General features: G+C 63.1%; 28 protein-coding genes. 24 read left to right on the forward strand and 4 right to left on the reverse strand.

Features of this window, described 5'->3' with window-relative positions:
- Positions 1-70 precede the first annotated feature (70 nt).
- From C8D77_RS14375 to C8D77_RS14400, 6 genes are all read left to right on the forward strand, one after another.
- Positions 71-769, forward strand: coding sequence for a DUF4241 domain-containing protein (locus tag C8D77_RS14375; protein ID WP_109665345.1), 699 nt, complete (start codon positions 71-73; stop codon positions 767-769).
- A gap of 9 nt (positions 770-778) precedes the next feature.
- Positions 779-1,288, forward strand: a complete 510-nt coding sequence (locus C8D77_RS14380) for a hypothetical protein (RefSeq protein ID WP_109663797.1) — start codon at positions 779-781, stop codon at positions 1,286-1,288.
- Positions 1,285-2,040: an SDR family oxidoreductase gene (locus tag C8D77_RS14385; RefSeq protein ID WP_109663799.1), complete on the forward strand. Its 756-nt coding sequence runs from the start codon at positions 1,285-1,287 to the stop codon at positions 2,038-2,040. Before C8D77_RS14380 ends, C8D77_RS14385 begins: the two co-directional genes overlap by 4 nt.
- Positions 2,041-2,100: 60 nt before the next feature.
- Entirely contained in the window at positions 2,101-3,531 is a 1,431-nt protein-coding gene (lpdA, locus tag C8D77_RS14390; protein WP_109665348.1) for a dihydrolipoyl dehydrogenase, read from the forward strand.
- Between the two features lie 39 nt (positions 3,532-3,570).
- Positions 3,571-3,876: a hypothetical protein gene (locus tag C8D77_RS37615; protein WP_170136740.1), complete on the forward strand. Its 306-nt coding sequence runs from the start codon at positions 3,571-3,573 to the stop codon at positions 3,874-3,876.
- Positions 3,877-4,176: 300 nt separating this feature from the next.
- On the forward strand, positions 4,177-4,653 hold the full coding sequence (locus C8D77_RS14400; RefSeq protein ID WP_164548533.1) for a DUF2867 domain-containing protein: 477 nt from the start codon (positions 4,177-4,179) through the stop codon (positions 4,651-4,653).
- Positions 4,654-4,655: 2 nt separating this feature from the next.
- Here C8D77_RS14400 and C8D77_RS14405 read toward each other — a convergent pair whose 3' ends face one another.
- Both C8D77_RS14405 and C8D77_RS14415 read right to left on the reverse strand, forming a co-directional pair.
- Positions 4,656-5,726: a TraB/GumN family protein gene (locus C8D77_RS14405; protein WP_109663806.1), complete on the reverse strand. Its 1,071-nt coding sequence runs from the start codon at positions 5,724-5,726 to the stop codon at positions 4,656-4,658.
- 381 nt (positions 5,727-6,107) lie between these two features.
- Positions 6,108-7,046: a tyrosine recombinase XerC gene (locus C8D77_RS14415; protein ID WP_109663815.1), complete on the reverse strand. Its 939-nt coding sequence runs from the start codon at positions 7,044-7,046 to the stop codon at positions 6,108-6,110.
- A 129-nt stretch (positions 7,047-7,175) separates the two neighbouring features.
- On the opposite strand from C8D77_RS14415, the gene rimM reads away from it, so the two are divergent.
- The gene (gene rimM, locus C8D77_RS14420; RefSeq protein WP_109663818.1) at positions 7,176-7,775 is read left to right on the forward strand and encodes a ribosome maturation factor RimM; all 600 of its coding nucleotides are present in this window, start codon (positions 7,176-7,178) and stop codon (positions 7,773-7,775) included.
- On the forward strand, positions 7,772-8,473 hold the full coding sequence (gene trmD, locus C8D77_RS14425; protein WP_109663821.1) for a tRNA (guanosine(37)-N1)-methyltransferase TrmD: 702 nt from the start codon (positions 7,772-7,774) through the stop codon (positions 8,471-8,473). Before rimM ends, trmD begins: the two co-directional genes overlap by 4 nt.
- Here trmD and C8D77_RS14430 read toward each other — a convergent pair.
- A complete protein-coding gene (locus C8D77_RS14430; RefSeq protein ID WP_109663824.1) occupies positions 8,455-9,207 on the reverse strand; it encodes a sulfite exporter TauE/SafE family protein in 753 nt (250 codons plus the stop codon). The genes trmD and C8D77_RS14430 overlap by 19 nt on opposite strands.
- Positions 9,208-9,535: 328 nt before the next feature.
- On the opposite strand from C8D77_RS14430, the gene rplS reads away from it, so the two are divergent.
- The 9 genes from rplS to C8D77_RS14485 all read left to right on the forward strand — a co-directional run bounded on the left by rplS (position 9,536) and on the right by C8D77_RS14485 (position 18,135).
- A complete protein-coding gene (rplS, locus tag C8D77_RS14440) occupies positions 9,536-10,084 on the forward strand; it encodes a 50S ribosomal protein L19 (RefSeq protein ID WP_109663826.1) in 549 nt (182 codons plus the stop codon).
- 138 nt (positions 10,085-10,222) lie between these two features.
- Entirely contained in the window at positions 10,223-10,657 is a 435-nt protein-coding gene (locus C8D77_RS14445; protein ID WP_109663829.1) for an organic hydroperoxide resistance protein, read from the forward strand.
- The gene (locus tag C8D77_RS14450; protein WP_109663832.1) at positions 10,654-11,154 is read left to right on the forward strand and encodes a MarR family winged helix-turn-helix transcriptional regulator; all 501 of its coding nucleotides are present in this window, start codon (positions 10,654-10,656) and stop codon (positions 11,152-11,154) included. The genes C8D77_RS14445 and C8D77_RS14450 overlap by 4 nt, the downstream gene beginning before the upstream one ends.
- A 175-nt stretch (positions 11,155-11,329) precedes the next feature.
- Positions 11,330-12,127, forward strand: a complete 798-nt coding sequence (locus C8D77_RS14455; protein ID WP_109663835.1) for a transporter substrate-binding domain-containing protein — start codon at positions 11,330-11,332, stop codon at positions 12,125-12,127.
- Between the two features lie 92 nt (positions 12,128-12,219).
- Positions 12,220-13,029 carry an amino acid ABC transporter permease gene (locus tag C8D77_RS14460; protein WP_109663838.1) on the forward strand — a complete coding sequence of 270 codons (810 nt, stop codon included), beginning with the start codon at positions 12,220-12,222 and terminating at the stop codon, positions 13,027-13,029.
- A 54-nt stretch (positions 13,030-13,083) separates the two neighbouring features.
- Positions 13,084-13,719: a class I SAM-dependent DNA methyltransferase gene (locus tag C8D77_RS14465; RefSeq protein WP_109663841.1), complete on the forward strand. Its 636-nt coding sequence runs from the start codon at positions 13,084-13,086 to the stop codon at positions 13,717-13,719.
- Between the two features lie 364 nt (positions 13,720-14,083).
- Positions 14,084-15,493 carry a 3-isopropylmalate dehydratase large subunit gene (leuC, locus tag C8D77_RS14475; RefSeq protein ID WP_109663845.1) on the forward strand — a complete coding sequence of 470 codons (1,410 nt, stop codon included), beginning with the start codon at positions 14,084-14,086 and terminating at the stop codon, positions 15,491-15,493.
- Between the two features lie 160 nt (positions 15,494-15,653).
- Positions 15,654-16,850: a GGDEF domain-containing protein gene (locus C8D77_RS14480; RefSeq protein ID WP_109663848.1), complete on the forward strand. Its 1,197-nt coding sequence runs from the start codon at positions 15,654-15,656 to the stop codon at positions 16,848-16,850.
- Between the two features lie 76 nt (positions 16,851-16,926).
- Positions 16,927-18,135, forward strand: coding sequence for a GGDEF domain-containing protein (locus C8D77_RS14485; RefSeq protein ID WP_109663852.1), 1,209 nt, complete (start codon positions 16,927-16,929; stop codon positions 18,133-18,135).
- Here C8D77_RS14485 and C8D77_RS14490 read toward each other — a convergent pair.
- Positions 18,119-18,481, reverse strand: coding sequence for a hypothetical protein (locus C8D77_RS14490; protein ID WP_109663855.1), 363 nt, complete (start codon positions 18,479-18,481; stop codon positions 18,119-18,121). The two genes, C8D77_RS14485 and C8D77_RS14490, sit on opposite strands and share 17 nt — an antisense overlap.
- 261 nt (positions 18,482-18,742) lie before the next feature.
- Between C8D77_RS14490 and C8D77_RS14495 the strand changes: the two genes are divergently transcribed.
- From C8D77_RS14495 to C8D77_RS14525, 7 genes are all read left to right on the forward strand, one after another.
- Positions 18,743-19,171, forward strand: coding sequence for a hypothetical protein (locus tag C8D77_RS14495; protein WP_109663858.1), 429 nt, complete (start codon positions 18,743-18,745; stop codon positions 19,169-19,171).
- A 242-nt stretch (positions 19,172-19,413) separates the two neighbouring features.
- The gene (sdhC, locus tag C8D77_RS14500; protein ID WP_109663862.1) at positions 19,414-19,833 is read left to right on the forward strand and encodes a succinate dehydrogenase, cytochrome b556 subunit; all 420 of its coding nucleotides are present in this window, start codon (positions 19,414-19,416) and stop codon (positions 19,831-19,833) included.
- Positions 19,834-19,835: 2 nt separating this feature from the next.
- Complete coding sequence (sdhD, locus tag C8D77_RS14505; protein ID WP_109663865.1) at positions 19,836-20,231, forward strand: succinate dehydrogenase, hydrophobic membrane anchor protein; 396 nt, start codon at positions 19,836-19,838, stop codon at positions 20,229-20,231.
- A 1-nt stretch (position 20,232) separates the two neighbouring features.
- Positions 20,233-22,068 carry a succinate dehydrogenase flavoprotein subunit gene (gene sdhA, locus C8D77_RS14510; protein ID WP_109663869.1) on the forward strand — a complete coding sequence of 612 codons (1,836 nt, stop codon included), beginning with the start codon at positions 20,233-20,235 and terminating at the stop codon, positions 22,066-22,068.
- Positions 22,069-22,070: 2 nt separating this feature from the next.
- Positions 22,071-22,508, forward strand: coding sequence for a DUF3052 family protein (locus C8D77_RS14515; RefSeq protein ID WP_109663873.1), 438 nt, complete (start codon positions 22,071-22,073; stop codon positions 22,506-22,508).
- Positions 22,508-23,287, forward strand: a complete 780-nt coding sequence (locus tag C8D77_RS14520; protein ID WP_109663877.1) for a succinate dehydrogenase iron-sulfur subunit — start codon at positions 22,508-22,510, stop codon at positions 23,285-23,287. The genes C8D77_RS14515 and C8D77_RS14520 overlap by 1 nt, the downstream gene beginning before the upstream one ends.
- Positions 23,288-23,771: 484 nt before the next feature.
- Positions 23,772-25,412: a sulfatase-like hydrolase/transferase gene (locus tag C8D77_RS14525; protein ID WP_109665350.1), complete on the forward strand. Its 1,641-nt coding sequence runs from the start codon at positions 23,772-23,774 to the stop codon at positions 25,410-25,412.
- The last annotated feature ends 134 nt before the right edge of the window (positions 25,413-25,546 follow it).

A 25,546-nucleotide genomic window follows, 5' to 3' on the forward strand; every position in this document is an offset into this window, starting at 1 on the left:
ATGGCTGGAACGGTTCGGGCTCAAGCTGGGCCGGGCGGCGGGCGGCGCGCAGCGGACTTTTCGGCGCGGCATTTTCTGGCTTGGCTTGTCCACTGCTGTTCCTTCGCTGGCAATCGCCGCCGGATGGAATCCGGCAAAGGTGAGCAGCAATCTCGGCATCTTTGCCCTTAGCGACGCGCAATTGGCGGAGCGGAAGATAACGGTCACCCCGATCGGCCAACTCGAATTGCCGACGGGCGAGATCATGGCCTGCGATCCTCTGGTCACAGGCGATGACTGGCCAACATTGAGCCGCAAGGTCAAACCCGGAAGTTATCCGGTTTCGCTATTCGAGGCGCAGGGCCGTGTGGCTGCTGCGTTCCTTCGCTTTCGCCCTGGTATGCCGGTTCGCTGGGAACTGGCGACCTTGCCAGACCAGGATGTGTCGACGCTGAAGGACGACGAAATGTTCGGCTATCCCGTCGATGCCGGCCTTGGCTCGTTCATGGACAAGACGGCGATGGCGCTGATGTCGGCCGAACAGGACAAGCTCAAGGCCGACGAGAATTACTATGACGACGTGCTGGCCGCCGAATTCGCACCCAACCAGGACAGGTTCGTCATGCATCATCCGGTTGCCGGCAACCCGCTCAACATCGCCATGTTCTGGAGCGGCTGGGGTGATGGATTTTATCCGTCATTCTGGGGACTGGACGCAGCGGGCGAGCCGTTGCTGCTGCTGACCGATTTCGGCGTGCTGGAAAACGCCGATGGCCGCGAGAGCAAGTAGGTCACCCTGATGCGAAGCGCCGCGTCGCCCCCCATCAGATGTCTGGCTGGTTTGCTGGCAACGCTGTTCTCCAGCACCACAGCGTATGCTGCCTGCCCGATCGAGCTTGCCGTCTATGGCGACACCCAGAGCGGCAGCGAGATCGATTTCACGCCGACAAGAACCTCGGCGACCGTCACCAACACGTTCCGCATGATCCTCGACAACAATGTGGTGCTCAACGGCATCGTCATGTGGAACGAGGGCGTGTCGCGGCCGAACGGCGCGCTGATGTACAAATGCCCCGAGGGCGACGTCACCGGCGAGGAGCTTGCCGCCTGTACGCCTTGGCATGGCGTCATCTACACGTCGGATGACAAGGGCAATATCGGGCTGCTGCCGGCCGAAGGTGTCGAAGCGCCGAAGACGCTGATCCTGCCGGACCTCGGGCCGTCGCTGCGGCAGTCCAACGCCTATGGCGGCAGCGGATTTTCGAAAGTGCCGTGGGATGTGTTTGCCTTGAAGGGATGCCAGGAATGAGCGGGACGCAAAAGGTGCTGCTGGTCACCGGCGGCAGCCGAGGCATCGGCGCTGCGATCTGCCGGCTCGGGTCGAAGGCAAGCTATCGCGTGGCGGTCAACTACGCTTCGAACCAGGACGCCGCCAATGCACTGGTTACCGAGATCAAGGCTGGCGGCGGCGAGGCTTTTGCCGTCAAGGGCGATGTCGGCGCTGAGTCCGATATCGTGGCCATGTTCGAGGCTGTCGACCGCGCCTATGGCCGGCTCGATGCCTTCGTCAACAATGCTGGCATCGTCGACGTCAAGGCGCGCGTCGACGAGATGGATGTGGCGCGGCTGGAGCGCATGATGCGCATCAATGTCGTCGGCTCGTTCCTCTGCGCCCGTGAGGCGGTCAAGCGCATGTCGACCCGCCACGGTGGCAAGGGCGGATCGATCGTCAACATCTCGTCGGCGGCAGCGACACTGGGCTCGCCAGGCGAATATGTCGACTATGCCGCCTCGAAGGGCGCCATCGACACCTTCACCATTGGGCTCGCCCGCGAGGTGGCGCTTGAGGGTATCCGCGTCAATGCGGTGCGGCCGGGCCTCATCGACACCGAGATCCATGCCTCTGGCGGGCAGCCGGACAGGATAGAGCGGTTCCGCGACATACTGCCGATGAAAAGAGCCGGCACGGCTGATGAAGTCGCGGGCGCGGTTCTCTATCTTCTATCCGACGCCGCGTCCTATACGACGGGCGCGATCCTGAATGTAAGCGGCGGCCGCTGAGCGCTCTCAAGCAGATCGAGCATGATGTTATCCGAAAACCGCGTCACACTTTTCGGCATCATGCTCAAACAGAAGGACAGTATCATGGCTTATGACGTCGTTATCATCGGATCGGGACCGGGCGGTTATGTCTGCGCCATCAAGGCAGCGCAGCTCGGGCTGAAGGTTGCTGTGGTCGAGAAGAACGCGACCTTCGGCGGCACCTGCCTGAACATCGGCTGCATCCCGTCGAAGGCGCTGCTCCATGCCTCCGAGATGTTCGCCGAGGCCGGTCATTCCTTCGACACGCTCGGCGTCGAGATATCAGCGCCGAAGCTGAACCTGAAGAAGATGATGGCGCACAAGGACGCGACGGTGTCGTCGAACGTCAACGGCGTCGCCTTCCTGTTCAAGAAGAACAAGATCGACAGCTTTCGCGGCACCGGCAAGGTGATCGCCGCCGGCAAGGTCTCGGTGACCGGCGAGGACGGCAAGATCGAGGAAATCGAGACCAAGAACATCGTCATCGCCACCGGCTCGGACGTCGCCGGTATTCCCGGCGTCAAGGTCGATATCGACGAGAAGGTGATCGTGTCGTCGACCGGCGCGCTGTCGCTGGACAAGGTTCCCAGCCATCTGGTGGTGGTCGGCGGCGGTGTCATCGGGCTCGAGCTTGGCTCGGTGTGGGCGCGGCTCGGCGCCAAGGTCACCGTGGTCGAGTTCCTCGACACCATCCTCGGCGGCATGGACGGCGAGGTTTCCAAGCAGTTCCAGCGGCTTTTGTCGAAACAGGGTTTCGAGTTCAAGCTCGGCGCCAAGGTCACCGGCGTCGCCAAGGCCAAGAAGGGTGCCATCGTCACCTTCGAGCCGGTCAAGGGCGGGGCCGCCGAGACCATCGAGGCCGATGCCGTGCTGATTGCCACCGGCCGCCGCGCCTATGCTGACAGCCTCGGCCTGAAAGAAGCCGGCGTCGAGGTCGACGAACGCGGCCGGGTCAAGACGGATGGCCACCTCAGGACCAACGTCCCCGGCATCTATGCGATCGGCGATGTCATCGCCGGGCCGATGCTGGCCCACAAGGCCGAGGACGAGGGTGTGGCGGTGGCGGAAACCATCGCCGGCCAGGCCGGCCATGTGAACTATGACGTCATTCCCAGCGTCGTCTACACCAGCCCGGAAATCGCCTCGGTCGGCAAGACCGAGGAAGAATTGAAGAAGACCGGCATCGACTACAAGGTCGGAAAATTCCCGTTCAGCGCCAATGGCCGGGCGCGCGCCATGCTGCACACCGACGGTTTTGTGAAAATCCTCGCCGACAAGACGAGCGACCGCGTGCTCGGCGTGCATATCGTCGGCTTCGGCGCCGGCGAGATGATCCACGAGGCAGCTGTGCTGATGGAATTCGGCGGCTCGTCCGAGGATCTCGCCCGCACCTGCCACGCGCATCCGACGATGTCGGAAGCGGTCAAGGAGGCGGCGCTGGCGACGTTCTTCAAGCCAATCCACATCTAAAGCCAACCAACGCTTCGTCATCCTCGGGTCAAGCCGAGGATGACGAACGTAGCGACATCGCCCAAAACAAAACGGCCCGCTTTCAGCGGGCCGTTCGTATTTGATATCGAGCCGATCAGTTGGCCGGTGCAGGTGCCGGCGCAGGCGCTGGGGCCGGTGCGGGCGCTGGTGCAGGGGCCGGAGCCGGAGCTGGGGCCGGAGCAGGTGCTGGCGCAGGTTCGGCCGGCTTCATCGGTTCTGCCGGTGCGGGCGCGGGGGCCGGTGTGCTGGCTGCCGGCGGCTCGGCTGGTGCCGGATGCTCACCACTTCTTCCGAAAACATAATACGCGACAACCGCCAGAATAACGACGACCAGTGCAATCAGCCAACCACTACCGCCGCCGCCGCTACTTGGCCGTGGAGCGTTGGTGGACGAATTGAACGGGTCGTTTGGATTCGGTGCGTTCGCCATAAAAGTGTCCTCCGTGGATGAAAAATATCAATCAACACCATTCAACGCGCAATCATTGAACTGGTTTCACGCTAGGGTTGGAAAACGCCAAAAACAAGGGCAATCCTGCCTTTCCGCGGCCGGAATGGCGTCGTTTCGCCACGCAGCGCGCCAAGCCCGTGCCTGCTACGGTCGATTCAGAGGATTTTGCCGCGATGAATTCCACAGCGCAGATTGTCCCGAATCCCCACGACGCTCTTGCCGGCGCCCAGTTCGCCGACCGCTATCTGCTGGTCACCGAAGGTCTTTCATTGACCGCTCTCGGCGCCGCCGAACGGGCTTTGGGGCAAACGCCGCGCTGGGTCGGCAGGCTCATAGCACTGCGCAATCTTGCCGTCAGGCCATTCCGGCTGAAGACGGGCCTGGAACCTGCCGTGTTGCCGGCCGGAAAGATCGGGATATTTCCGCTCCTCAGCCAGCTTCCCGGCAAGGTCGTGCTTGGCCTCGACGATTGGCATCTCGATTTCCGGGTCCTGGTCGAAGTCAGGGATCTCGGCATGGGCCGGCAGGAAGTGGCCGCAACGACGATCGTCAAGACGCATAATTGGCTCGGGCGCACCTATCTCGCGATCATCATGCCGTTTCACCGGATCGTCGTTCCGGCGATGCTGGCCCAGATCCTGTCCAAGTAAAGCTAGAGTCCGACAGGTGTGACGGTATAGCCGGCCTTGCGGAAATCCTCGACCAGGCCTTCGGGACCGGGAAGGTGAAGGGCGCCGACCGCCATGAAGGCATTGCCCCTGGCAAGGATCGGCCCGGCATGCTCGACCATCACCTTGTTGCGGCTGGTGATCATGGTTTCCTCGAACGCCGCATAGCCCGCGGGGTCGTCCTGCCCCTCTGGCATGGCGGCACGAAACAGCGGCCAGAACATGCCGGTGTCGCCGCGCTGGTAGAGCACGATCATGGTTTCGTTGATGTCGTTGACCTTGTCGCCGAGCTTCAGCGTGTCGACGAGGCCCTTCATGTGAAAGGCTAGTGGCAGCGAGGCCATGGCGCGCAGCTGGCTTTCAGCCGTCTCCAATCCTTCCACCGGCTTGCCGGCAGCCTTTGCTCCCTCCGCCAGCTTGACGTCGAGCACCGGTGCGCCGCCGGATTGGCGGGCGAGTTCGCAGGCCGGCAGTGCCATCATGGCCGACAGCATCCACGGCTTCATCTTGGCAACGCTTGCCGGTGGGATACCGCGCGCGTCGAGTGCGGTGTTCATGGCCGCCGCATCGTCCGGCGACAGCAACGATGCCAGCGTCGTGCTATCGGTGAACATCATCAGGTCCGGCTCTTTAAGCATCGCGACCATCATCTTCTGCTTGTCGAGCACGTCGGTGGTTTCGATGACGATGGTGCCGGCGGCGTCATAGGCTTTCTGCGCGTCCGGCGGCAGGGTGGTGACGCGCGGGTCGGTCATGTGCATGGTGCCGAACAGGAAGGACGGCCTTTCGCCCGGCTTTTCCAGCTTCCACAACAAGCCCTTGCCGTTCGGCGTCCCGGCTGCTTCCGTCTCGATCTTGCGGTAGGCCGCCGGATCGTTCTTCTGCAGGGCCGACAGCATGTCTGCGCCGGTGCAGGTCGGGATTTCGGCATGAGCCCTGCCGGCCGCGAACAGCAAGACAGCGAGGAAAGACAGGAAAAACAGGACGTTGAGCGCAACAAGCAGCTTCAGCGATACGGACGCTGCGCGGTCGGCGATGGCAATGACGCGTTTCATGGTCCTTTCTTAGGACCGAAAAGCGGCAAAACGGTTAACCGGCACTGCGAAATTGTCTTGGACTGGTTTCGGTGTTCAGGCGCAGTAGCTATTGATTTAGCTATTGATCAGTCGCCTACGTGGATGGATGGAATGTCGTTGGGAATTAGCGGAAACGCCCATCTCTTCGTCATCCACGGGCGGAGCAAGGAGCGTAGCGACGCAGCGCAGACCCGAGGATCCATGCCGCGACTTCTGAGCGACGCCACGGTGTAGAACTCTGCTCCGCTGCACTCTTCGGCTAAGGTCACGGCATGGATCCTAGGGTCTGCGCGACGGAGCTTCGCTCCTGCTTCGCCCTAGGATGACGAAGCTGAGAGGCTTCGTCCAATCCCGGATACTTCACGCCCGCGGATGCGCCGACTCGTAAATCTCGAGCAGCCTCGCGGTGTCGACGCCGGTGTAGATCTGGGTCGTCGACAGGCTGGCGTGGCCGAGAAGCTCCTGGATGGTGCGCAAATCGCCGCCGCGGCCGAGCAGATGCGTAGCGAAGGAATGGCGCAAGGCATGCGGCGTCGCGGTATCGGGCAGGTTGAGCGCCGAGCGCAGTTTGGCCATGTCGCGCTGGACGATGGCCGGATTGAGCGGGCCGCCGCGCGCACCGCGAAACAATAGGCCTTTCGGGTCGAGGTGATAGGGGCAGAGCCGGCGGTATTCAGCAATGGCCCGCAGCGCCACCGGCAGCACCGGCACCAGCCGCGTCTTGCCGCCCTTGCCGGTAACGCGCAGCACGGTGTCGGCCGCCGAAGCCAGATCGGCGCCGGCGAGGCCGAGTGCCTCGGAAATGCGCAGGCCGGAGCCGTAGAGCAGCGTCAGTACGGCGGCGTTGCGGGCAGCGATCCAGGGTTCTTCCGCCAATTGGCCCTCGATGGAAACGATATGCTTGGCATCGCTTGCCGTCAGCGGCTTGGGCAGCGATTTGGGCTGGCGCGGCGCGCGAAGTGCTGCCGCACCCGCTGCATTGGCAAGGCCGCGCCGTTCGAGGAAACGCAGCAGCGAGCGGATGCCGGCCAGGCCGCGGCCGAGCGTGCGGGCACCGGCACCGGCGTTGCGGCGGGCGGCGAGGAAGCCGCGCAGATCGGCCGGGCGCAGATTGGCGATGTCCGAAATGCCGGGCGAGCCGCCGCAATGGCCGGTGAGGAAATGCAGGAACTGGCGCGTGTCGCGCTCATAGGCTTCCACCGTCTCAGGTGACAGCCGACGTTCTCGCGCGAGCATCTTCAGCCAGCTTTCGCGTGCCGCTTGGAGATCGGGTTTGGCGGGGATTAGGAATTCCTGCATGGCGTGCTTTCGACCTTTGTTTCATGCATGCCCGGCCATTTTCCGGCAGCCGGGTTAGGAAGCGGTGAAGAGCGCGTCATTGAAATGACAATCGGGGAGCGTTAGAGCAAAGCCAAAGGATGTCGCGCCATGAGCAAGCCCCAGAACCCTGTCCAGATGGCCGTGATCGGCGCCGCCCACGGCATCAAGGGCGAATTGCGGGTGAAGACCTTCACCGGTGAGCCGCTGGCGCTGGCCGATTACGGCCCGCTCTATTCCAGGGACGGCCGTGCCTTCCAGATCATCGACATCAGGCCCGCCAACACCGTCGTCGTGGTCCGCTTCAAGGGCGTTGCCGACCGCAATGCGGCCGAGGCGCTGGCCGGCACGGAGCTGTTCGTCGACCGTTCGATGCTGCCGGACGACGGCGAAGAAGACGAATTCTACCATGCCGACCTCGTCGGCCTCGAAGTCCGGGACGACACGGGTGCCGCGCTCGGCAAGGTCGTCGCCGTGCACAATTTCGGCGGTGGCGACATTCTCGATGTGACATTGGGCGGGCGCAAGGGCGTGCTGATCCCGTTCACGCAAGCCGCAGTACCACAAGTGTCGATCGCCGAGGGTTTCGTCCGCGTCGATCCGGCGGCGGCCGGGCTGGTCGACGACGAGGATGGTGATGGCCCGCGCGAGGAAGACTTCGACCCGAAGGGCAGGCCGCGCGGACCGAGCGATGCCGGGGGCAACCGGTGAGTTTTTCGGCTTGCGTGCTGACGCTTTATCCGGAGATGTTTCCCGGCGCGCTGGGCCTGTCGTTGGCCGGGCGGGCGCTCGAGGCCGGCACATGGTCGCTGCAGGCGGTCCAGATCCGTGACTTCGCCACCGACCGCCATCGCACCGTCGACGACACACCGGCCGGCGGCGGCGCCGGCATGGTGATGCGCGCCGATGTTCTGGCGAAAGCCATCGACCATGCTTCGCCGGAAGGCGACCCGCGGCCGCGGCTGCTGATGAGCCCGCGCGGCAAGCCGCTGAACCAGGCGCGTGTGCGCGAACTGGCCGCAGGGCCTGGCGCCGTCATCCTGTGCGGTCGCTTCGAAGGCGTCGACCAGCGGGTGATCGACGCGCGAGGATTAGAGGAAGTCTCCATCGGCGATTTCATCCTCTCGGGCGGTGAGCCGGCGGCGCTTGTGCTGCTCGATGCGGTGGTGCGGCTGTTGCCCGGCGTGATGGGCAACGCTGTATCGGGCGAAGAAGAGAGTTTCGAAAACGGCCTGCTCGAACACCCGCACTATACAAGGCCGCAGGAATTCGAGGGGCGCGAGATTCCTGAGGTGCTGATTTCCGGCAATCACAAGAAGATCGCCGCGTGGCGGCGCGCGGAGTCAGAGAGACTGACAGCCGAGAGGCGTCCGGACCTGCTTGCCGCTGCTCACCCCTTGGCAAAATAGTAGAAGGCGAGGAACAGGCCGACGGCGACGACAAAGCCGCGCACCGCGTTCTGTGGCACGCGCTTGGCGATCCAGACGCCGGCATAGCCGCCCAGCGCGCCGCCCGGGATCATGATGATCGCCTGCGGCCAGGCGACGACGCCACCCGAGACGAAGACGACGATCGCGACAGCGGCGATGACCATGGCCAGCATGTTCTTCAAAGCGTTCAGCCGGTGGTAGTCGCCGGCTTGCGTCAGTCCGAGCGTCGCCAGCATCATCACGCCCATGCCGGCTCCGAAGAAGCCGCCATAGATGGCCGTGACGAACTGCGCCAGCGAACCGGCCAGCGAACCCACCGCCGCTTCATGGCCGGGTTTTGGCGCCGGCTTCAGCCAGGGTCCGGCTGCAAACAATGCGGTTGCGCCCAACAGCAGCCACGGCACCAAGGCGCGAAACGAGGGATTGTCGAGCGCCAGCAGGATCAGCGCGCCGGCCAGCGCGCCCACCGCCGAGATCAGGCACAGCAGCAGCGCGCCGCGCCAGAAATGCCTGATGTCGGCCGAGTAGGCGAGTGTCGAGGTGATGTAGCCTGGAAACTGTGTCACGGAGGAGGTGGCGTTGGCGACGATAGGCGGCAGGCCGACCAGTGTCATGGCGCCGAAGGTGATGAAGGTGCCGCCACCGGCGACCGCATTGGCGGCGCCTGACAGAAAGCCCGCCAGAAAAAGCAGGATTGCGTCGAAGACAGACATGGAATGCGGCCGCTCAAAACTGTGCTATTTCAGGCTTAGGAAGCCTGAACGAGCGGCGCAACCCGGCACGGCAAGATTACGATGGTGCCATGCAAGCAGAAAATGCGCGGCCAAGGCGTGACAAAGCGGCGAAATAGCTGTATGTGCCCGCCCGTACCGGCCAGAAAGAATCTGCCGGACCCGTCAACAATGACGGTGTAGTCGCCCCTGCCCGATGTTTCAAAGACAAATGTCTTGGAGACAGAGGGCATAGCCGAGCGGTCATTGGAACTGCAAGGCGAGTGTCGGACGCTCTGACTGTCGGAAGAACAAGAAGTGGATTTTTGAGATGGATATCCTCCGTCAGCTCGAGGCCGAACAGGCCGCCAAGATCGAAGCCAAGCGCAAGCTTCCCGAATTCCAGCCCGGCGATACCGTGCGCGTCCTGGTCCGCGTGACCGAAGGCACCCGCACCCGCGTCCAGGCCTATGAGGGCGTCGTCATCGCCCGCGCCGGCGCCGGCTTCCAGGAGAACTTCACCGTTCGCAAGATCTCCTACGGCGAAGGCGTCGAGCGCGTGTTCCCGGTCTACTCGCCGATGGTCGAAGGCGTCGAGATCGTTCGCCGTGGCAAGGTGCGCCGCGCCAAGCTCTATTATCTGCGCGATCGTCGCGGCAAGTCGGCCCGTATTTCGGAAAACACCGGCGTGCGCGCCCGCAAGCTGAACGACGAGGAGCGCGATGCGCTGAACGCCGAGAAGGCCCGCATCGAGGCCGAGAAGGTGGCAGCCGCCGAGGCTCTGGCCGTCGAGAAGGCCGCCCAGGACGCCGCCGAGAAGAAGGCCGCCGCCGAGGCAGCCGAAGCCGCCAAGGCAGCGGAAGCAGCCACTGCCGAATAAGGTTTTCGACGAGCATGTTCAAAAAGGCGGCTTCGGCCGCCTTTTTTCGTTTCCGGAAGGGTTTGGCAGGAAATCGGTGATTGACTCCATTAATATCGTACACTAAATAATCGTGTGCTATTTAAATGGAGAAGCGTAATGCCTGCATTGTATTCCACCCAAGCCCGCGCCGTCGGCGGCCGCGCCGGCCATGTCCAGAGTGACGATGGCCTGCTCAGCCTCGACCTTGCCATGCCGAAGGAACTGGGCGGCAAGGGCGGCGCGACCAATCCCGAGCAACTGTTCGCCGCCGGCTATGCCGCCTGTTTCGAAAGCGCAATGCGCTTCATCGCCGGCAAGCAGAAGCTGCCCTTGCAGGATGCTTCGGTGACGGCCAATGTCAGCCTGCACACCAATGCGCAGGGCGGATTTGTGCTTGGCGTTTCGCTTTCGGCGGAAACGAAAGGTCTTGATCAGGCGGCGACGGAAGCGCTTGTATCGGCGGCGCACCAGATTTGCCCCTATTCCAACGCCATCAAAGGCAACATTGAAGTGGCGCTTTCGGCCAGGGCACTTCCGGCAAAGGCAGCATGACCACGAAGCAGACAAGCGATGTCATCGATGTCCCGGCGGATTTCGCCGGGATACCGAAGCTCGACCAGCATCTGTGCTTCGCGCTCTATTCGGCAAGCGGGCTGATGACGCGGCTCTACCGGCCGCTGCTCGAGCCGCTCGGCCTGACCTATCCGCAATATCTGACCATGCTGGCGCTGTGGGAGCATGCACCGCGCACCGTTGGCGACCTCGGCGATGCGCTGGGGCTCGATTCGGCAACGCTGACGCCACTGCTCAAGCGCCTGGAAGGCAATGGCCTGGTGACGCGCCGGCGCGATGCCGCCGACGAACGCCGCGTGCTGGTCGAACCGACACAGCAGGGCCGGGCGCTGCGCGAGGGCGCGAAAGCGGTGTCTGCCGCGATGCGGTGCCATTCGCCGCTCGATGGCGACGAGCTGAAATCCCTGCATCATACCTTGACCCGACTGATCGACGGTTTGCGTGAAGCCAGCGCCGCGGCGCCGGTCCGCGATTGACGGCGGATCGCAAGGATCGTCCTGGAATCCCGGGATTGCAGGCATCGGAATCCGTTTTCACGTGCGCTGACGCAGCGCACCGTCTTGCATGACGCTTGCGGAAAGCTAAAGTCGGCGCCGGATTTTCCTACAAGCCCGGCCATGTCTGGGTCCTTCAATTTCCGGGGAGTGTGTCATGACCAAATCGAAACTGCTGCTGGCAAGCCTGCTTGCCCTCGTTCTGGCACCCGTTGCCGCCTTCGCGCAGGCTTTGCCCGACCTCGGCGGCAAGAAGGTGGTGGTGGTCACCGAAAACGCCTATCCGCCGCTGCAGTTCATCGATGCCAAGACCGGCAAGCAGATCGGCTGGGAATATGATGCGATGAACGAAATCGCCAAGCGGCTGAATTTTGCCGTCGAGTACCAGAACACATCCTGGGATGCGATGATCCAGGCGGTTTCCGACAACCAGTACAACATCGGCATGACGGGCATCACCATCAAGGACGACCGCAAGGAGAAGGTCGATTTCTCCGACCCCTATATGCGCTCGGAACAGTTCATGCTGGTGCGCGGCGACGAGAGCCGCTTCACCGACGCCAAGACCTTCGGCGCCTTCAAGGATGGGCTGATCGGCGCGCAGGCCGGCACGACGCCCTTCTACACCGCCGTCTACAGCGTGCTCGACGGCAATGAGCAGAACCCGCGCATCAAGCTGTTCGAGACCTTCGGCGCGACGGTGCAGGCGCTGAAGTCCGGCGACGTCGATGTCGTGCTGACCGACGGCACCGCCGGCAAGGGCTATGTCGATGCCTCCGAAGGCAAGCTGAAGCTGATCGGCGGACCGCTCGGCACCGAGGATTTTGGTTTTATCTTCCCGAAGGGTTCGGATCTGGTCAAGCCGGTCAACGCGGCGATCGCGTCGCTCAAGGCCGACGGCACCCTCGATGCGCTCAACAAGAAGTGGTTTCTTGACTACAAGATGGGGCAATAGGCCCTGTTGTCGCTACGGGTTTCGCTAATCGCAAACGCCAATGAACAGGGGTGGTTGACAAGAAGGCAGCTGCTCACCAGCGTTGGGCATTGATGCCCCCCGCTTCCACCTCCAAAGCCGACTTCCCCTGGTGGCTCGTCGTTGCCATAGCCATCGCGGTCGCGGTGGCCGTCTTCGTCGCCACCAGCAACCTCTACGCCCAGGTTTTCGCCACGGTCGCCAAGGGCATCGGCATCACCATCTTCGTTACCGTGATCGCCTTTGTGCTGGCGTCAGCCATTGGGCTCGGCATCGCGCTGATGGGAATGTCCGGCTCGCGCTGGCTGCGGCAGATCGCTCGCTTCTATGTCGAGATCATCCGCGGCGTGCCGATCCTGGTGCTTCTATTCTGGATCGCCTTTGCCGGTGCGCCGGCCTTCGTCGCGGCCTGGAACGCGCTGACCGCGCCGCTGCAAAGCGCCGGCCTGTTCGGCGAGTTGCTGGTGCGCGACGTGTCGCTGTTGTGGCGCGCCATCATGGCGCTGACCATCGGCTATTCGGCCTTCATCTCGGAGGTTTTCCGGGCCGGCATCCAGGCGGTGGAGAAGGGCCAGATCGAAGCGGCGAAGGCGCTCGGGCTGAGCCGGGCGCAACGCTTCCGGCTGATCGTGTTCCCGCAAGCGATCCGCACCATCCTGCCGCCGCTCGGCAATGATTTCGTCGCTCTGGTCAAGGATTCCTCGCTGGTCTCGGTGCTCGGCGTCGCCGACATCACGCAGATGGGCAAGGTCTATGCCGCCGGTTCGTTCCGCTTCTTCGAGACCTATTCGATCGTCGCCTATATCTATCTCATCCTGACCGTCGGCCTGTCGCTGGCGCTGCGGGCGCTGGAACGGCGGCTACGCCGTCAGCACGAGGAATAGTTTTTCGGCGAAGACAGCGTTACGATCCCTGAGCATTCTCGTTGAGGAGATCCCATGATCGTCGATAAAGCCAACGCGGCGCTGGATTCCGTCTATACGGCCGACACGCCGGAAGCGCTTGAAGAGGCCTATGCCGCATGGGCCGCGACCTATGACAGCGAGACCGCCTCGCTCGGTTATCTCCTGCCGTTCCTGATCACCGCCTGGGTAGCGCGGCATGTGCCGGCGGGCGATGGACCATTGCTCGATGCCGGCTGCGGCACCGGCCTGTCAGGTCCGTCGCTGAAGGCGCTCGGCTACCGCGACATTGCCGGGCTCGACCTTTCCGACGACATGCTGAAGATCGCCGGCAGCCGCAATGCCTACAGCGAGCTGAAACAGGCGATGCTGGGCGGGAAGCTGCCATGGCCGGACGGGTATTTCCGCGCCTTCTTTTCGACCGGCGTGTTCACCATCAGCCATGCGCCGGCATCGGGCCTGCACGAGTTGGTGCGCATCACCCGCGAGGGCGGCCATGCCATCTTCACCGTGCGCGACCAGGTGTTCGAAAGCGGCGGCTTCCAGGCAGTGTTCGACGAACTGGAGCAGGCGAGGAAATGGCGCCCGGTCGAGGAAAGCTCTTGGTTTAGGTGTTACGCCATCGCCGAGCCTGACGCGCTGGTGAAGACCTTTGTGTTTGAAGTGTTGTGACCCCACTTCCCTTCTCCCCTTGCGGGAGAAGGTGGCCCCGCGAAGCGAGGTCGGATGAGGGGTGTTCCAGCTTGGCACCGCCAGCACTCCGTCCAACACCCCTCAACCGTCTCGGCGCTGAACGCCGCAATTGCCGAAAACCCAAAACATTGGTATGAGCCACGCCATGGAAGAGCTTTTTGGCGATCCGGCCTACAAGGGGTTCGTGCTGCAGGACAGGAAACGCCTGCCGTCGCGCTTCTCCGCGCGCGTGTCCGGGGCGCTGACCAGCCGACTTACCTAGGCCGACCTATCCAGGTCGTTTCGCCGGGCCGAAAGTCAGGCGTCTGCTCTTTCCCATTCTCATATCGACGGATTTACGCACATGAGCGCACCGCGCACCCTCTACGACAAGATTTTCGACGACCATGTCGTCGACCGCCAGGACGACGGCACCTGCCTGCTCTACATCGACCGCCACCTCGTCCATGAAGTGACCAGCCCGCAGGCCTTCGAGGGCCTGCGCATGACCGGCAGAAAAGTCCGGCATCCGGAAAAGACGCTGGCCGTGGTCGATCACAATGTCTCGACCTCGCCCGAGCGCAAGTTCGGCATCAAGAACGAGGAAAGCCGCATCCAGGTCGAGGCGCTAGCCAAAAACGCCAAGGATTTCGGCGTCGAATATTACTCCGAGAACGATATCCGCCAGGGCATCGTCCACATCATCGGCCCCGAGCAGGGCTTTACCTTGCCCGGCATGACCATCGTCTGCGGCGATAGCCACACCTCGACCCACGGCGCCTTCGGCGCGCTGGCGCATGGCATCGGCACGTCTGAGGTCGAGCATGTTCTGGCGACGCAGACGCTGATCCAGCGCAAGGCCAAGAATATGCTGGTGCGTGTCGACGGCCAGTTGCCGGAAGGTGTCACCGCCAAGGACATCATCCTGGCCATCATCGGCGAGATCGGCACTGCCGGCGGTACCGGTTATGTCATCGAATATGCCGGCGAGGCGATCCGTGCGCTGTCGATGGAAGGCCGCATGACGATCTGCAACATGTCGATCGAAGGCGGCGCGCGCGCCGGCCTGATCGCAGCCGACGAGACGACCTTCGCCTATGTCAAGGACAAGCCGCGCGCTCCGAAGGGCGCGGCCTGGGATGCGGCACTCGAATATTGGAAGACGCTGCAGTCCGACGAGGGCGCGCATTTCGACAAGGTGATCGTGCTCGACGCGGCCAAGCTGCCGCCGATCGTCTCCTGGGGCTCGTCGCCCGAGGACGTTGTCTCGGTGCAAGGCATCGTGCCGAACCCGGACGACATCACCGATGAGAACAAGCGCACCTCCAAGCAGCGTGCGCTCGACTATATGGGTCTGACGCCGGGGACCAAGATCACCGACATCACGCTCGACCGCGTCTTCATCGGTTCCTGCACCAATGGCCGCATCGAGGATCTGCGCGCCGTCGCCAAAGTGGTCGAAGGCAAGACGGTCAGCCCGCATGTCGATGCGATGATCGTGCCGGGCTCTGGCCTGGTCAAGGAACAGGCGGAAGCCGAAGGCCTCGACAAGATCTTCGTCGCCGCCGGCTTTGACTGGCGCGAGCCGGGCTGCTCGATGTGCCTGGCCATGAATGACGACCGGCTGAAGCCGCATGAGCGCTGCGCCTCCACCTCGAACCGCAATTTCGAGGGCCGGCAGGGTTTCAAGGGCCGCACCCATCTGGTGTCGCCGGCGATGGCGGCGGCGGCGGCGATCGCTGGCCACTTCGTCGACATCCGCGAGTGGAAGTAACTCCAGAGCGCCCAGCTTCAACACAGACCAGGCCCTGGACCGCTTTGCAGCTCCGGGGCCTTTTTCATCCGGTTCGTCGACATGTTCGCTTTCGCTTAACCGCTTGTTTGGGCTTGCGCTCTAAGGTCTTCCCCGACGTAAGTGGGGAAATTACAGTCGTTTGGACACGGGTCTGCTCATAGCGCTGCTCAACCCGACGATCGCGTTGGCGCTCGGCGCCGCGTTCCTCGTGCTATGGTCCTATCAACGCCACCGCCCCTATCTGGCCGTGCTGGGGATCAGCTACGGTCTCTCGGCGGTCGGCTTTCTGCTGCAGTATTTCACCTTGCCGATCGGCATGCCGCTGACCAAGCTGGCGTCGAACATCTGCTTCACCATCGCCGGCTGCTGCCTGTCCAGCGCCATCGTCCACCGCTATGGCCGCAAGGTGCCCTATGTGGGGATCGGCGTGTTGGCAGGCGGCGGCCTGGCGTCGCTATGCTGGTTCCTGTTCGTCGCGCCGGATCTCACCTGGCGCATTCTGGCGATGAATTTCGCTTTCGGCGGGATCAGCCTTCTGGTCGCCGCCGAACTGCGCCCGGTGCGCCGCAACGGTCCGACCGAAAACATCCTGTTCGTGCTGTCGCTGCTGTCGGGCGTCAACTTCTTCGTGCGCACCCTTGTCGTCGTCATCGCGCATGGGCCCTTCACCGGCTATGACGGGTTCTATGGCTCGTCCTATTGGACGACCGCGCTGCTATCGCATGCACTGCTGTCGCTGCTCATTGCACTGTGCCTGTTCTCCGCCGCGGCCCTCGACGTGATGAAGGCGCTGAAGACCGAAACCTATACCGATCCGCTGTCGGGCCTGCTCAACCGGCGTGGCTTCGAGGAGCGAGGCATGCTGCTGCTGCGGCACTGCGCCTCGGCCCGGTTCCCGGTCGCGCTGGTGCTGGCCGACCTCGATCATTTCAAGGCGCTCAACGATGTGCACGGGCATGCGGCGGGCGATCGCGTGATCGCCGACTTCGCCGCCAAGCTTCGGTCGGCGGCGGGCACGCGCGGTGTTGCCGGGCGTATCGGCGGCGAGGAATTCGCCGTGCTGCTGCCGCTCAGCGACCTCGCCGCCGCGCGGCTGTTCGCCGAGGCGGTGCGCACGCTCTATTCGGCCGGCCACGTCGACGGGCTCCCCGCCGGGACGAAGGTGACAGCCAGCTTCGGCGTGGCGGCCCGCAGCGGCGACGAGGCTTTGGAGCCGCTGATGCGCCGTGCCGACGACGCGCTCTACAAGGCCAAGAAGAACGGCCGCGACAGTGTGCGCCTGTCCTATGAGCGGCCGGAAACGGCGTTCGTGCCGGAGCCGCTCAAGGTGGGCTGATCCGGCCGTGCCGTGCCGGCGTTAACGTCTTCTTCGCCCGTCGATGCTTAGCTATTGGCGCGGGTGCGGGAAGAACATGAGCGGCGCCAACTTCATCCTGTTGATCAATTTGTCGGTAGCCGGCCTGCTGGCGGCATCCTTCATGGCGGTTGCCTTCCATGATGTCGGCCGCGCACCGGCGCGCTGGCTGGCATTTGGCTATCTGCTGGGCATGGCCTATTCGGCCATCGAATTCAGCATTCCCGCTTTCAGTGACGCGCGGCTCCCGGTCGTTGCCGCCTTCGCGGTCTTCCTTTGCGCCACCATTGCGTTCAATGGCGGGCTTGCCCGCAAATACGGCGTGGCGCCGCCCTGGAAGCCGATGCTGTTGTTCCTCGTCGCCACCACCATAGCTGTGTATTTCGTGCAAGACCTGCCGCGCCAGTCGCTGGTCCGCATGATGGCCTACCAGCTTCCCTATGCGGTCATGCAATTCATCGGGCTGGCCATCGTCTGGTCATCGAGGCAAAGGCCTGCCCGTCTCGATCGCATATTGATGGCCGTTCTGGCGGCCAGCGGCCTGCAGTTCGCCTCCAAGCCGTTCATCGCGCATGCGCTTGGCGGCTGGGGCGCCAATCCGCAGGCCTATCTACAAAGCAACTACGCGCTGGTGTCGCAATCGCTCGGCACTGTCTTTGCGTTGGCGCTGGCGCTGCTGATGCTGGCCATCCTGGTTCGCGACGTGCTCGCCGAAGTGACGTCGAAATCGGAGACGGACACGCTTTCGCGCCTGCTCAACCGCGGCGGCTTCACCCGCCATGCGGAGCTGGCGGTGCTAGGCGCGATGCGGCAAGGCGTGCCGGTCGCGCTGGTCATCGCCGACCTCGATCATTTCAAGAGCGTCAACGACAGTTTCGGCCATGCGTCCGGCGACCGGGTGATCGAGACTTTCGCAGGCTTCCTGCGCGAAGCCGCCGCCGGGCATTATGTCGCCGGCCGCATCGGCGGCGAGGAGTTCGCCATCATCCTGCCGGGAACCAACCTTGCCGCCGCGCGGCTGTTCGCCGAGGGCACGCGCAGCGCTTTCGGCGCGCTGCCCATCGACGGATTGCCGGCGGACAACCGCTGCACGGCGAGCTTCGGCGTCGCCGAACTTCATCCGAGCGAAGACTTTGCCGATCTGATGCGGCGCGCCGACCAGGCGCTCTATCAGGCCAAGAATGCCGGGCGCGATTGCGTGCGCGTCTCCGTCGGGCCGGCCGGCAACTGGTCGTCAGCCGGGATCGAAGCTAGCGGCAGGGGCTGAGTTCGGGCATCTCGCCGTCGGAGAGACCGTACATATAGGAGCGGCCCTTCACCAGCACCGGCGGCCGGTAGCAATCGCCGTAGCCCGATATTTCGTCGGCTTCGTTCTCGTAGATCACCTTGGGCTGGCCGGCGCTGGTGTAGTCGGACAGTTGCTTGGCCAACCTGCCTTCGCCGACGAGGATGCGCTTGTAGCCGGCGGCGCTGTCGATGACGAGATTGCCGAAGGAATCGGCGTAGACGCGATCCTGGTGCCGCGCGCCGGCAAGCGCTGGCACTGCAAGGCCGACGACCGAGGCCGCCACTATGAACGCCGCAAGGCGCGATCTGCCCGAATTCGAACGCATGGCGTCCTCCGTGTCTTGAGGAAAGCCTCCTCGAATCAGAAATTAACGTTTTCTTAACCTTTGTTAAGAGGCTGACGCGGTTCGCGGCGATGTCTCGGTAAACATGGTTAATATCCGTTAATATCCGACTGGATGGAAAACCCTGTGGCCATCATTCGGCCATGCTTGACCGCACCATCGCGCCGGTGTCCGTCCCGGCGTCGGGATGACCTTGATCTTGGCAGAGCATCGCGGCTGGTTTGCCGCGCGGGAGGACAGCATATGGCGCTACGCCGGCCGATTTGGGTGTCCGTTTTCCCGTTGCTCGTTATCGTTGCTGCCTGTGTGCCACAGGGCAGCGCACCGAAAGCGGCCAATACTGTCGTCTCGCCTGCGCCGGCTCAGCAACCCATCGCAGCCGCGGCGCCCCCGGCAGCTTCAACCAAGATCACCACCGACCTCACCGCGCCGCGATCCACTGTGGGTACGGCAACCTATGGATGCGGCAATGGCAGCGCGATCACCATTCAGAATCTCGGCTCATCGTTGCGTGTGATCGAGCCGGATGGCGCGACTGAAGAGTTTGCGGCGTCGCCCGCCAACCAGTCCAGCCGCTACCAGGAGGCCGCCACACATAACGCAATCGTGATCGACGGGCGTGAGGCGCTGGTGATGAAGAGGGGCTCGACGCCGCAGACCTGCAAGCGATAGGCCGCACGGCTAATGAGCAGCGTATGCTGCACTGCAGCGATACAGAGCCGGCTGCGGGCCATCAGCCCCTAATCGATTGAAGCCCGAGCCTGCCTTTTTGTCAGACTAAATGACGTTTCCAAAACGATTTTCTGGCTTTGACGCGGTGCAAAAAGAGCATTAGAAACCGGCTGTCCGAAGTCATACATAAGGCGGCAAATGCCGCTTTCCATCGCGGCTCCGGACGTCGAACTGGGGGAGCCATGAGCAAATCACCAGCCACCCGCGAATTTGCCAGACGTGAACGGCCACTCTCGCCGCATCTGACGATCTACCGGCCGCCGATCACCATGACGATGTCGATCATCCATCGCATCACCGGCGGCGCGCTGTATTTCGGCACGCTGCTGGTCGCCCTGTGGCTGATGGCGGCGGCAAGCTCGCAGGCGACCTTTGATTGGGTCAACTGGGCCTTCGGCACCTGGCTCGGTAGGTTGATCCTGTTCGGTTACACCTGGGCGCTGATGCATCACATGCTGGGTGGTGTGCGCCATCTGGTCTGGGACACCGGCGCCGGTCTCGAAAAGCACACGGCCTCGAAGATCGCCTGGGCGACGCTGGTCGGCTCGATCCTGCTCACGCTGCTGATCTGGATCGCCGGCTACATGGCGCGAGGGGCCTGATCATGAGCGGCAACAACTCCGACATGCGCACGCCGCTGGCGAAGGTTCGCGGCCTGGGTTCCGCCCGCGAGGGCACCGGACATTTCTGGCGCCAGCGCCTGACCGCGATCGCCAACATCCCGCTGACGCTGTTCTTCGTCGGTTTCCTGATCGCGCTCAACGGCGCTGACCATGAGCATGTGCGGGCAGCCCTTGCCAATCCGTTCGTGGCGCTGGTGATGGCCCTGGTGCTCGTCTCCGGGCTCACCCATATGCGGCTCGGCATGCAGGTGATCATCGAGGATTACGTGCATGGCGAAGGCATGAAGCTGGCGCTGATCGCGCTCAACACATTTTTCACAATAGCGGTCGGCGTCGCCTCGATCTTCGCCCTGCTCAAGCTGACATTCGGAGGCTGAGTTGGCCAAGGACGCAAAACAAGCCAACATGGCAGGCTACACCTTTGTCGACCACAAGTTCGACGTGGTGGTCGTCGGCGCCGGCGGCGCCGGCCTGCGCGCCACGCTCGGCATGGCCGAACAGGGCCTGCGCACCGCCTGCATCACCAAGGTGTTCCCGACGCGCTCGCACACTGTGGCGGCGCAAGGCGGCATTGCCGCTTCGCTTGCCAATATGGGTCCCGACAATTGGCAATGGCATCTCTTCGATACCGTCAAGGGTTCGGACTGGCTGGGCGACATCGACGCGCAGGAATACATGGTCCAGCAGGCGCCCGCCGCGGTCTATGAACTCGAACATTACGGCGTGCCGTTCTCGCGCACCGAAGAGGGCAAGATCTATCAACGGCCGTTCGGCGGCATGATGATGAATTTCGGTGAAGGCCCGCCGGTGCAGCGCACATGCGCCGCCGCCGACCGCACCGGCCATGCCATGCTGCACACGCTCTACGGCCAGTCGCTGAAGCACAATGCGCAGTTCTTCATCGAGTATTTCGCGCTCGACCTCATCATGGAGCCGGACGGCACCTGCACCGGCGTCGTCGCCTGGAATCTCGACGACGGCACCATCCACCGCTTCTCGGCCAAGATGGTGGTGCTGGCGACCGGCGGCTATGGCCGCACCTATTTCTCGGCCACCTCGGCGCATACCTGTACCGGTGACGGTGGCGGCATGGCGGCGCGTGCCGGCTTTCCGCTGCAGGACATGGAGTTCGTGCAGTTCCACCCGACCGGCATCTATGGCGCCGGCTGCCTGATCACCGAAGGCGCGCGCGGCGAGGGCGGCTATCTCGTCAATTCCGAGGGCGAGCGCTTCATGGAGCGCTACGCGCCGTCGGCCAAGGACCTTGCCTCGCGCGACGTCGTTTCGCGCTGCATGACGCTGGAAATCCGCGAGGGCCGCGGCGTCGGCCCGAAGAAGGACCACATCTTCCTGCATCTCGACCACCTTGATCCGGCCGTCCTGCATGAGCGGCTGCCGGGCATTTCGGAATCGGCAAAGATCTTTGCCGGCGTCGACCTGACCAAGGAGCCGATCCCGGTGCTACCGACGGTGCACTACAATATGGGCGGCGTGCCAACCAATTACTGGGGCGAAGTGCTCAACCCGACGGCCAGGAGCCCGGACAAGGTGTCGCCCGGCCTGATGGCGGTCGGCGAAGCCGGCTGCGCCTCGGTGCATGGCGCCAACCGGCTCGGCTCGAACTCGCTGATCGACCTGGTGGTGTTCGGCCGCGCGGCGGCGATCCGGGCCGGCCAGGTGATCGACCGCAATTCGGCGATCCCTTCGCCCAACGAGGCCTCGGTCGAAAAGATCATGGACCGCTTCGACCGGCTTCGCCACGCCAATGGCTCGACGCCGACGGCGGTGCTGCGCGAGAAGATGCAGAAGGCTATGCAGGAAGATGCGGCGGTGTTCCGGACGCAGGAATCGCTGGACAGTGGCTGCAAGCGCATTTCGCAGATCTGGAGCGAGCTCAAGGACATCAAAGTGTACGACCGCTCGATGATCTGGAACTCCGACCTGGTCGAGACGCTGGAGCTGGAAAACCTGATGGCCAACGCCATCACCACGGTCCACGGCGCCGCGGCGCGCAAGGAGAGCCGTGGCGCGCACGCGCGGGAAGATTTTTCCGCCCGCGACGACGCCAACTGGCGCAAGCACACGCTGGCGCGGCTCAGCGAAGACGGCAAGGTGACGCTCTCCTATCGGCCGGTGCACACCGAGCCGCAGCTGGCGGAAAAGGACGGCGGCATCAGCCTCGCCAAGATCGCGCCGAAGGCCAGGGTGTATTGACGATGGCGCTGGCGGCCTCGGGATATTCCGGCACGCCCCTTCCGGCCAAGCTCGGCCTGAAGCACGGCATGACCGCCGCTTTCATCGCGCTCCCCGACGACCTCAGCGATCTCGCCGAATCCATGGACTTCGCTCAAGTCGACCGGCTGGCAGACTGGTCGCGGATTTCGGGAACGACCCTGAAGTATGACGCCGTCCATGCCTTCACCCGGCAGCGTGCCGAGATCGAGGATCGCCTCGGCGATGTCGAGGCGGCGATCAAGCGCGACGGCATGGTCTGGGTGTCCTGGCCAAAGAAGGCATCGAAGGTGGCCACCGACGTCACCGAGGGCGTTGTCCGCGCCGAGGCGCTGAAGCGCGACCTTGTTGACGTCAAGGTCGCCGCCGTCAATGAAATCTGGTCCGGGCTGAAGCTCGTCATCCGAAAGGACCGCAGGTAATGGTCGAACTGACGCTTCCCAAGAACTCGAAGATCCAGCAGGGCAAGACCTGGCCGAAGCCGGAGGGCGCCACCAATCTGCGCGAGTACCGCATCTACCGCTGGTCGCCGGACGATGACGAGAACCCGCGCATCGACACCTACTTCGTCGACATGGACGATTGCGGGCCGATGGTGCTCGACGCGCTGCTGTGGATCAAGAACAAGATTGATCCGACGCTGACCTTGCGGCGCTCCTGCCGCGAAGGCATTTGCGGCTCCTGCGCCATGAACATCGACGGCTCCAACACGCTGGCCTGCACCAAGGGCTGCGACGACATTTCCGGCGCCGTCAAGGTCTACCCGCTGCCGCATATGCAGGTGGTCAAGGACCTGGTGCCGGACCTCACCAATTTCTATGCCCAGCACGCCTCGATCCAGCCCTGGCTAAAGACGGTGTCGCCGGAGCCGGCCAAGGAATGGCTGCAAAGCCATGAGGACCGCGAGAAGCTCGATGGGCTCTACGAGTGTATATTGTGCGCCTGCTGCTCGACTTCGTGCCCAAGCTACTGGTGGAACGGCGACCGCTATCTCGGCCCGGCAACGCTTTTGCAGGCCTATCGCTGGCTGATCGACAGCCGCGACGAGGCCAAGGGCGAGCGGCTCGACAATCTCGAAGACCCGTTCCGGCTCTATCGCTGCCACACCATCATGAACTGCGCGCAAACCTGCCCCAAGGGCCTCAACCCGGCCAAGGCGATCGCCGAGATCAAGAAGATGATGGTGGAGAGAAGGGTTTAGCGGGGCCAAGGCAGTCCTTCTGATCGAAGACCTGGTTCGCAGGTCGAAAGAAGGGGCTGCCGTCGGATCCGCTGACGCTCAATGCGGAGCCGCTGCCACCCAGAAGACGGCGGGAGCCGGTGATGGCAGCCGGCGGGGATGCTCCAAGCGCCCAACTGCTTGAGCAGAAAGGCTGGTGCGGCTGATGTCCGGCTCGCGTGTCGAACGCGATCAGCTCAGATGGCTCGGCAGTTCTCGCTGACTGCGCAGCGGTCCGCCTCGCTTGGCCTGCTCTTGTCAGGCGGCCGCCGGCCGCGCCCGATCATTTTTCATTTTTCCAAACATCTCGTTCGCTAGTCTAGAGTCGATGGAGTCTTGGCGGCATATATTAGCGATATCGCAAGTAATTGATTGCTGGATACGCAAGGCGGCTCGGTATTGTCTTAGTATAGTTTTAAGTGGTCCCCGATATTCTCTTCCCAGAGCGTCGTTCGGGTGCAAAATGATGCGCGGCTTCACCGTGAATGGGTATTCGGTATCCGGGTCATTGATCAGCGTCACAACAGTGGGATCGCTCACCTGGCTTGTGTCGCTGATCTATTTTCAGGAGAAGGGGCTGCTTGCGGCTCTCGGCCTGGGGGTTTTGGTCGCGCTTGTCTTGCTTGACGGGCTCCGGGACAAGAGGGCGGATCAGCGAGAAAGCAGGTGGTTCAGGCTCTATTTTTCGCTCATTCCCTGCTTTCTCTTCCTTGTCTATGTCTATCTCGAAAGTGTTTTTGGCTATTTTGACTGGGGTGCGATGTTCATGCATGCCGGCGCCGGGATGCTCACGCCTGGTGTCGTTTTTGACTATTTGTGGAATACCGGAAACACGATGCTGGTCATTCTCGTCGTTCTTTTCGGTCTCGGCGCCCTGAAGGCGCGCGGCACGCTGACAAGAGGATTGGATGTCGCCCTGATGGCGTTCTTCCTGGCGGCAAACCCGATGCTGACACGGCCGATTGCCGCCGCGATCCACCCCAACCCGCTGCATGATTTCCTATCCAAGCGGTTCGTCGACATCAGCTCTCTGACAGAGCCGGAGGCAGAAGCAGCGTCCGCCACCGCGGGGCCAAAGAACCTCATTCATATTTTCATCGAGAGCGCCGAGCGCACCTACATGGACGAGGAGTTCGGCGACGTCATGGGGCCGCTACTCGAATTCGAGAGGCGGGGTGTTTCGGCGGCCAACATGGTGCAACTTGCCTACACCAACAACTCCATCTCAGGGATGGTCGCTGCGAACTGCGGAACGCCGCTGCTGATAACGTTCTTCACGACGCGCCAGTACCTGGAGGAGAATTCGCAGTTCCTGCCAGGCCTGACCTGCCTGGGCGATGTCCTGAAGGCGCGGGGCTATCAGCAGAACTTTGTCACCGGTTGGGCGCTCAGCTTCACCGGCCAGGGGACATTCTATTCCACCCATGGCTATTCATCGCTTTTTGGGGGATCCCAAGTCGTGGCTGCCGTCGCCGGGCGCGGCAGCGCCTTTGGCGCCGATGACGCCGAAGTTCTCGATTTGAGCCTTGACGTTTTGCGGCGCGCGCAGCGGGACGGCAAACCGTTCTCGCTGACGATCGCCGTCAGTGGTGGGCATGCGATGGACGGCTACCTCACCGACAAATGTATCGGCAAGACGGGACTGTCTCCACAAACCCCCAACATTCTCCATGCCGTGAAATGCACGAACATGCTCATCGCGGACTTCATTCACAAAGCCGAGGCCGAAGGTCTGATGGCCAATACCGTCCTGGCGTTGCAAAGCGACCATCTCAGCGCGCCGAGCAAAGTTACGGATCGCCTGAACACGCATGAGCGACGCAACTTCTTCTCCCTGTCGGGGGCTGGCGTTCCTGCCAAAACGCACACCGGGCTTTCGGGCACGATTGACATATTTCCCACCATCCTGGACGCGCTGGGCGTGCCGCCTCCCAATGGCCAGGCCGCTTTTGGCGTCTCGCTGCTCGGTGATCGACCGACGCTGGCCCAGGAACTTGGACAGGCCCGGTTCGACGACGCGATCCATGCCGAGGATGTGCTGGTCAGATCATTCTGGCAGCCGAAACCGGAGCGGAAGGCTGCGGGGCCTGGGACTGATGCGCTTTAAGCTTTTGTCTTCATGCATGTCGTTCTCCCAGAAATCGGAGCCAATTTTTGGGCGATATTGCATGAGTGCCGAAGCGCGCTAGTGCATATGTCCCATGCTAGCTATCGCCCCGATGCGAGAAACAGGACTGAAAG

It is taken from the genome of Mesorhizobium loti (genome assembly GCF_003148495.1).
GTDB lineage: Bacteria > Pseudomonadota > Alphaproteobacteria > Rhizobiales > Rhizobiaceae > Mesorhizobium > Mesorhizobium loti.

Excerpts from the sequence above, each read along its gene's own strand:
- C8D77_RS14380 (WP_109663797.1), top strand. The coding sequence starts at position 779 with ATGCGAAGCGCCGCGTCGCCCCCCATCAGATGTCTGGCTGGTTTGCTG.
- C8D77_RS14385 (WP_109663799.1), top strand. The coding sequence starts at position 1,285 with ATGAGCGGGACGCAAAAGGTGCTGCTGGTCACCGGCGGCAGCCGAGGC.
- lpdA (WP_109665348.1), top strand. The coding sequence starts at position 2,101 with ATGCTCAAACAGAAGGACAGTATCATGGCTTATGACGTCGTTATCATC.
- C8D77_RS37615 (WP_170136740.1), top strand. The coding sequence starts at position 3,571 with ATGACGAACGTAGCGACATCGCCCAAAACAAAACGGCCCGCTTTCAGC.
- C8D77_RS14400 (WP_164548533.1), top strand. The coding sequence starts at position 4,177 with ATGAATTCCACAGCGCAGATTGTCCCGAATCCCCACGACGCTCTTGCC.
- C8D77_RS14405 (WP_109663806.1), bottom strand. The coding sequence starts at position 5,726 with ATGAAACGCGTCATTGCCATCGCCGACCGCGCAGCGTCCGTATCGCTG.
- C8D77_RS14415 (WP_109663815.1), bottom strand. The coding sequence starts at position 7,046 with ATGCAGGAATTCCTAATCCCCGCCAAACCCGATCTCCAAGCGGCACGC.
- rimM (WP_109663818.1), top strand. The coding sequence starts at position 7,176 with ATGAGCAAGCCCCAGAACCCTGTCCAGATGGCCGTGATCGGCGCCGCC.
- C8D77_RS14430 (WP_109663824.1), bottom strand. The coding sequence starts at position 9,207 with ATGTCTGTCTTCGACGCAATCCTGCTTTTTCTGGCGGGCTTTCTGTCA.
- rplS (WP_109663826.1), top strand. The coding sequence starts at position 9,536 with ATGGATATCCTCCGTCAGCTCGAGGCCGAACAGGCCGCCAAGATCGAA.
- C8D77_RS14445 (WP_109663829.1), top strand. The coding sequence starts at position 10,223 with ATGCCTGCATTGTATTCCACCCAAGCCCGCGCCGTCGGCGGCCGCGCC.
- C8D77_RS14450 (WP_109663832.1), top strand. The coding sequence starts at position 10,654 with ATGACCACGAAGCAGACAAGCGATGTCATCGATGTCCCGGCGGATTTC.
- C8D77_RS14455 (WP_109663835.1), top strand. The coding sequence starts at position 11,330 with ATGACCAAATCGAAACTGCTGCTGGCAAGCCTGCTTGCCCTCGTTCTG.
- C8D77_RS14460 (WP_109663838.1), top strand. The coding sequence starts at position 12,220 with ATGCCCCCCGCTTCCACCTCCAAAGCCGACTTCCCCTGGTGGCTCGTC.
- C8D77_RS14465 (WP_109663841.1), top strand. The coding sequence starts at position 13,084 with ATGATCGTCGATAAAGCCAACGCGGCGCTGGATTCCGTCTATACGGCC.
- leuC (WP_109663845.1), top strand. The coding sequence starts at position 14,084 with ATGAGCGCACCGCGCACCCTCTACGACAAGATTTTCGACGACCATGTC.
- C8D77_RS14485 (WP_109663852.1), top strand. The coding sequence starts at position 16,927 with ATGAGCGGCGCCAACTTCATCCTGTTGATCAATTTGTCGGTAGCCGGC.
- C8D77_RS14490 (WP_109663855.1), bottom strand. The coding sequence starts at position 18,481 with ATGCGTTCGAATTCGGGCAGATCGCGCCTTGCGGCGTTCATAGTGGCG.
- C8D77_RS14495 (WP_109663858.1), top strand. The coding sequence starts at position 18,743 with ATGGCGCTACGCCGGCCGATTTGGGTGTCCGTTTTCCCGTTGCTCGTT.
- sdhC (WP_109663862.1), top strand. The coding sequence starts at position 19,414 with ATGAGCAAATCACCAGCCACCCGCGAATTTGCCAGACGTGAACGGCCA.
- sdhD (WP_109663865.1), top strand. The coding sequence starts at position 19,836 with ATGAGCGGCAACAACTCCGACATGCGCACGCCGCTGGCGAAGGTTCGC.
- C8D77_RS14515 (WP_109663873.1), top strand. The coding sequence starts at position 22,071 with ATGGCGCTGGCGGCCTCGGGATATTCCGGCACGCCCCTTCCGGCCAAG.
- C8D77_RS14520 (WP_109663877.1), top strand. The coding sequence starts at position 22,508 with ATGGTCGAACTGACGCTTCCCAAGAACTCGAAGATCCAGCAGGGCAAG.
- C8D77_RS14525 (WP_109665350.1), top strand. The coding sequence starts at position 23,772 with ATGCGCGGCTTCACCGTGAATGGGTATTCGGTATCCGGGTCATTGATC.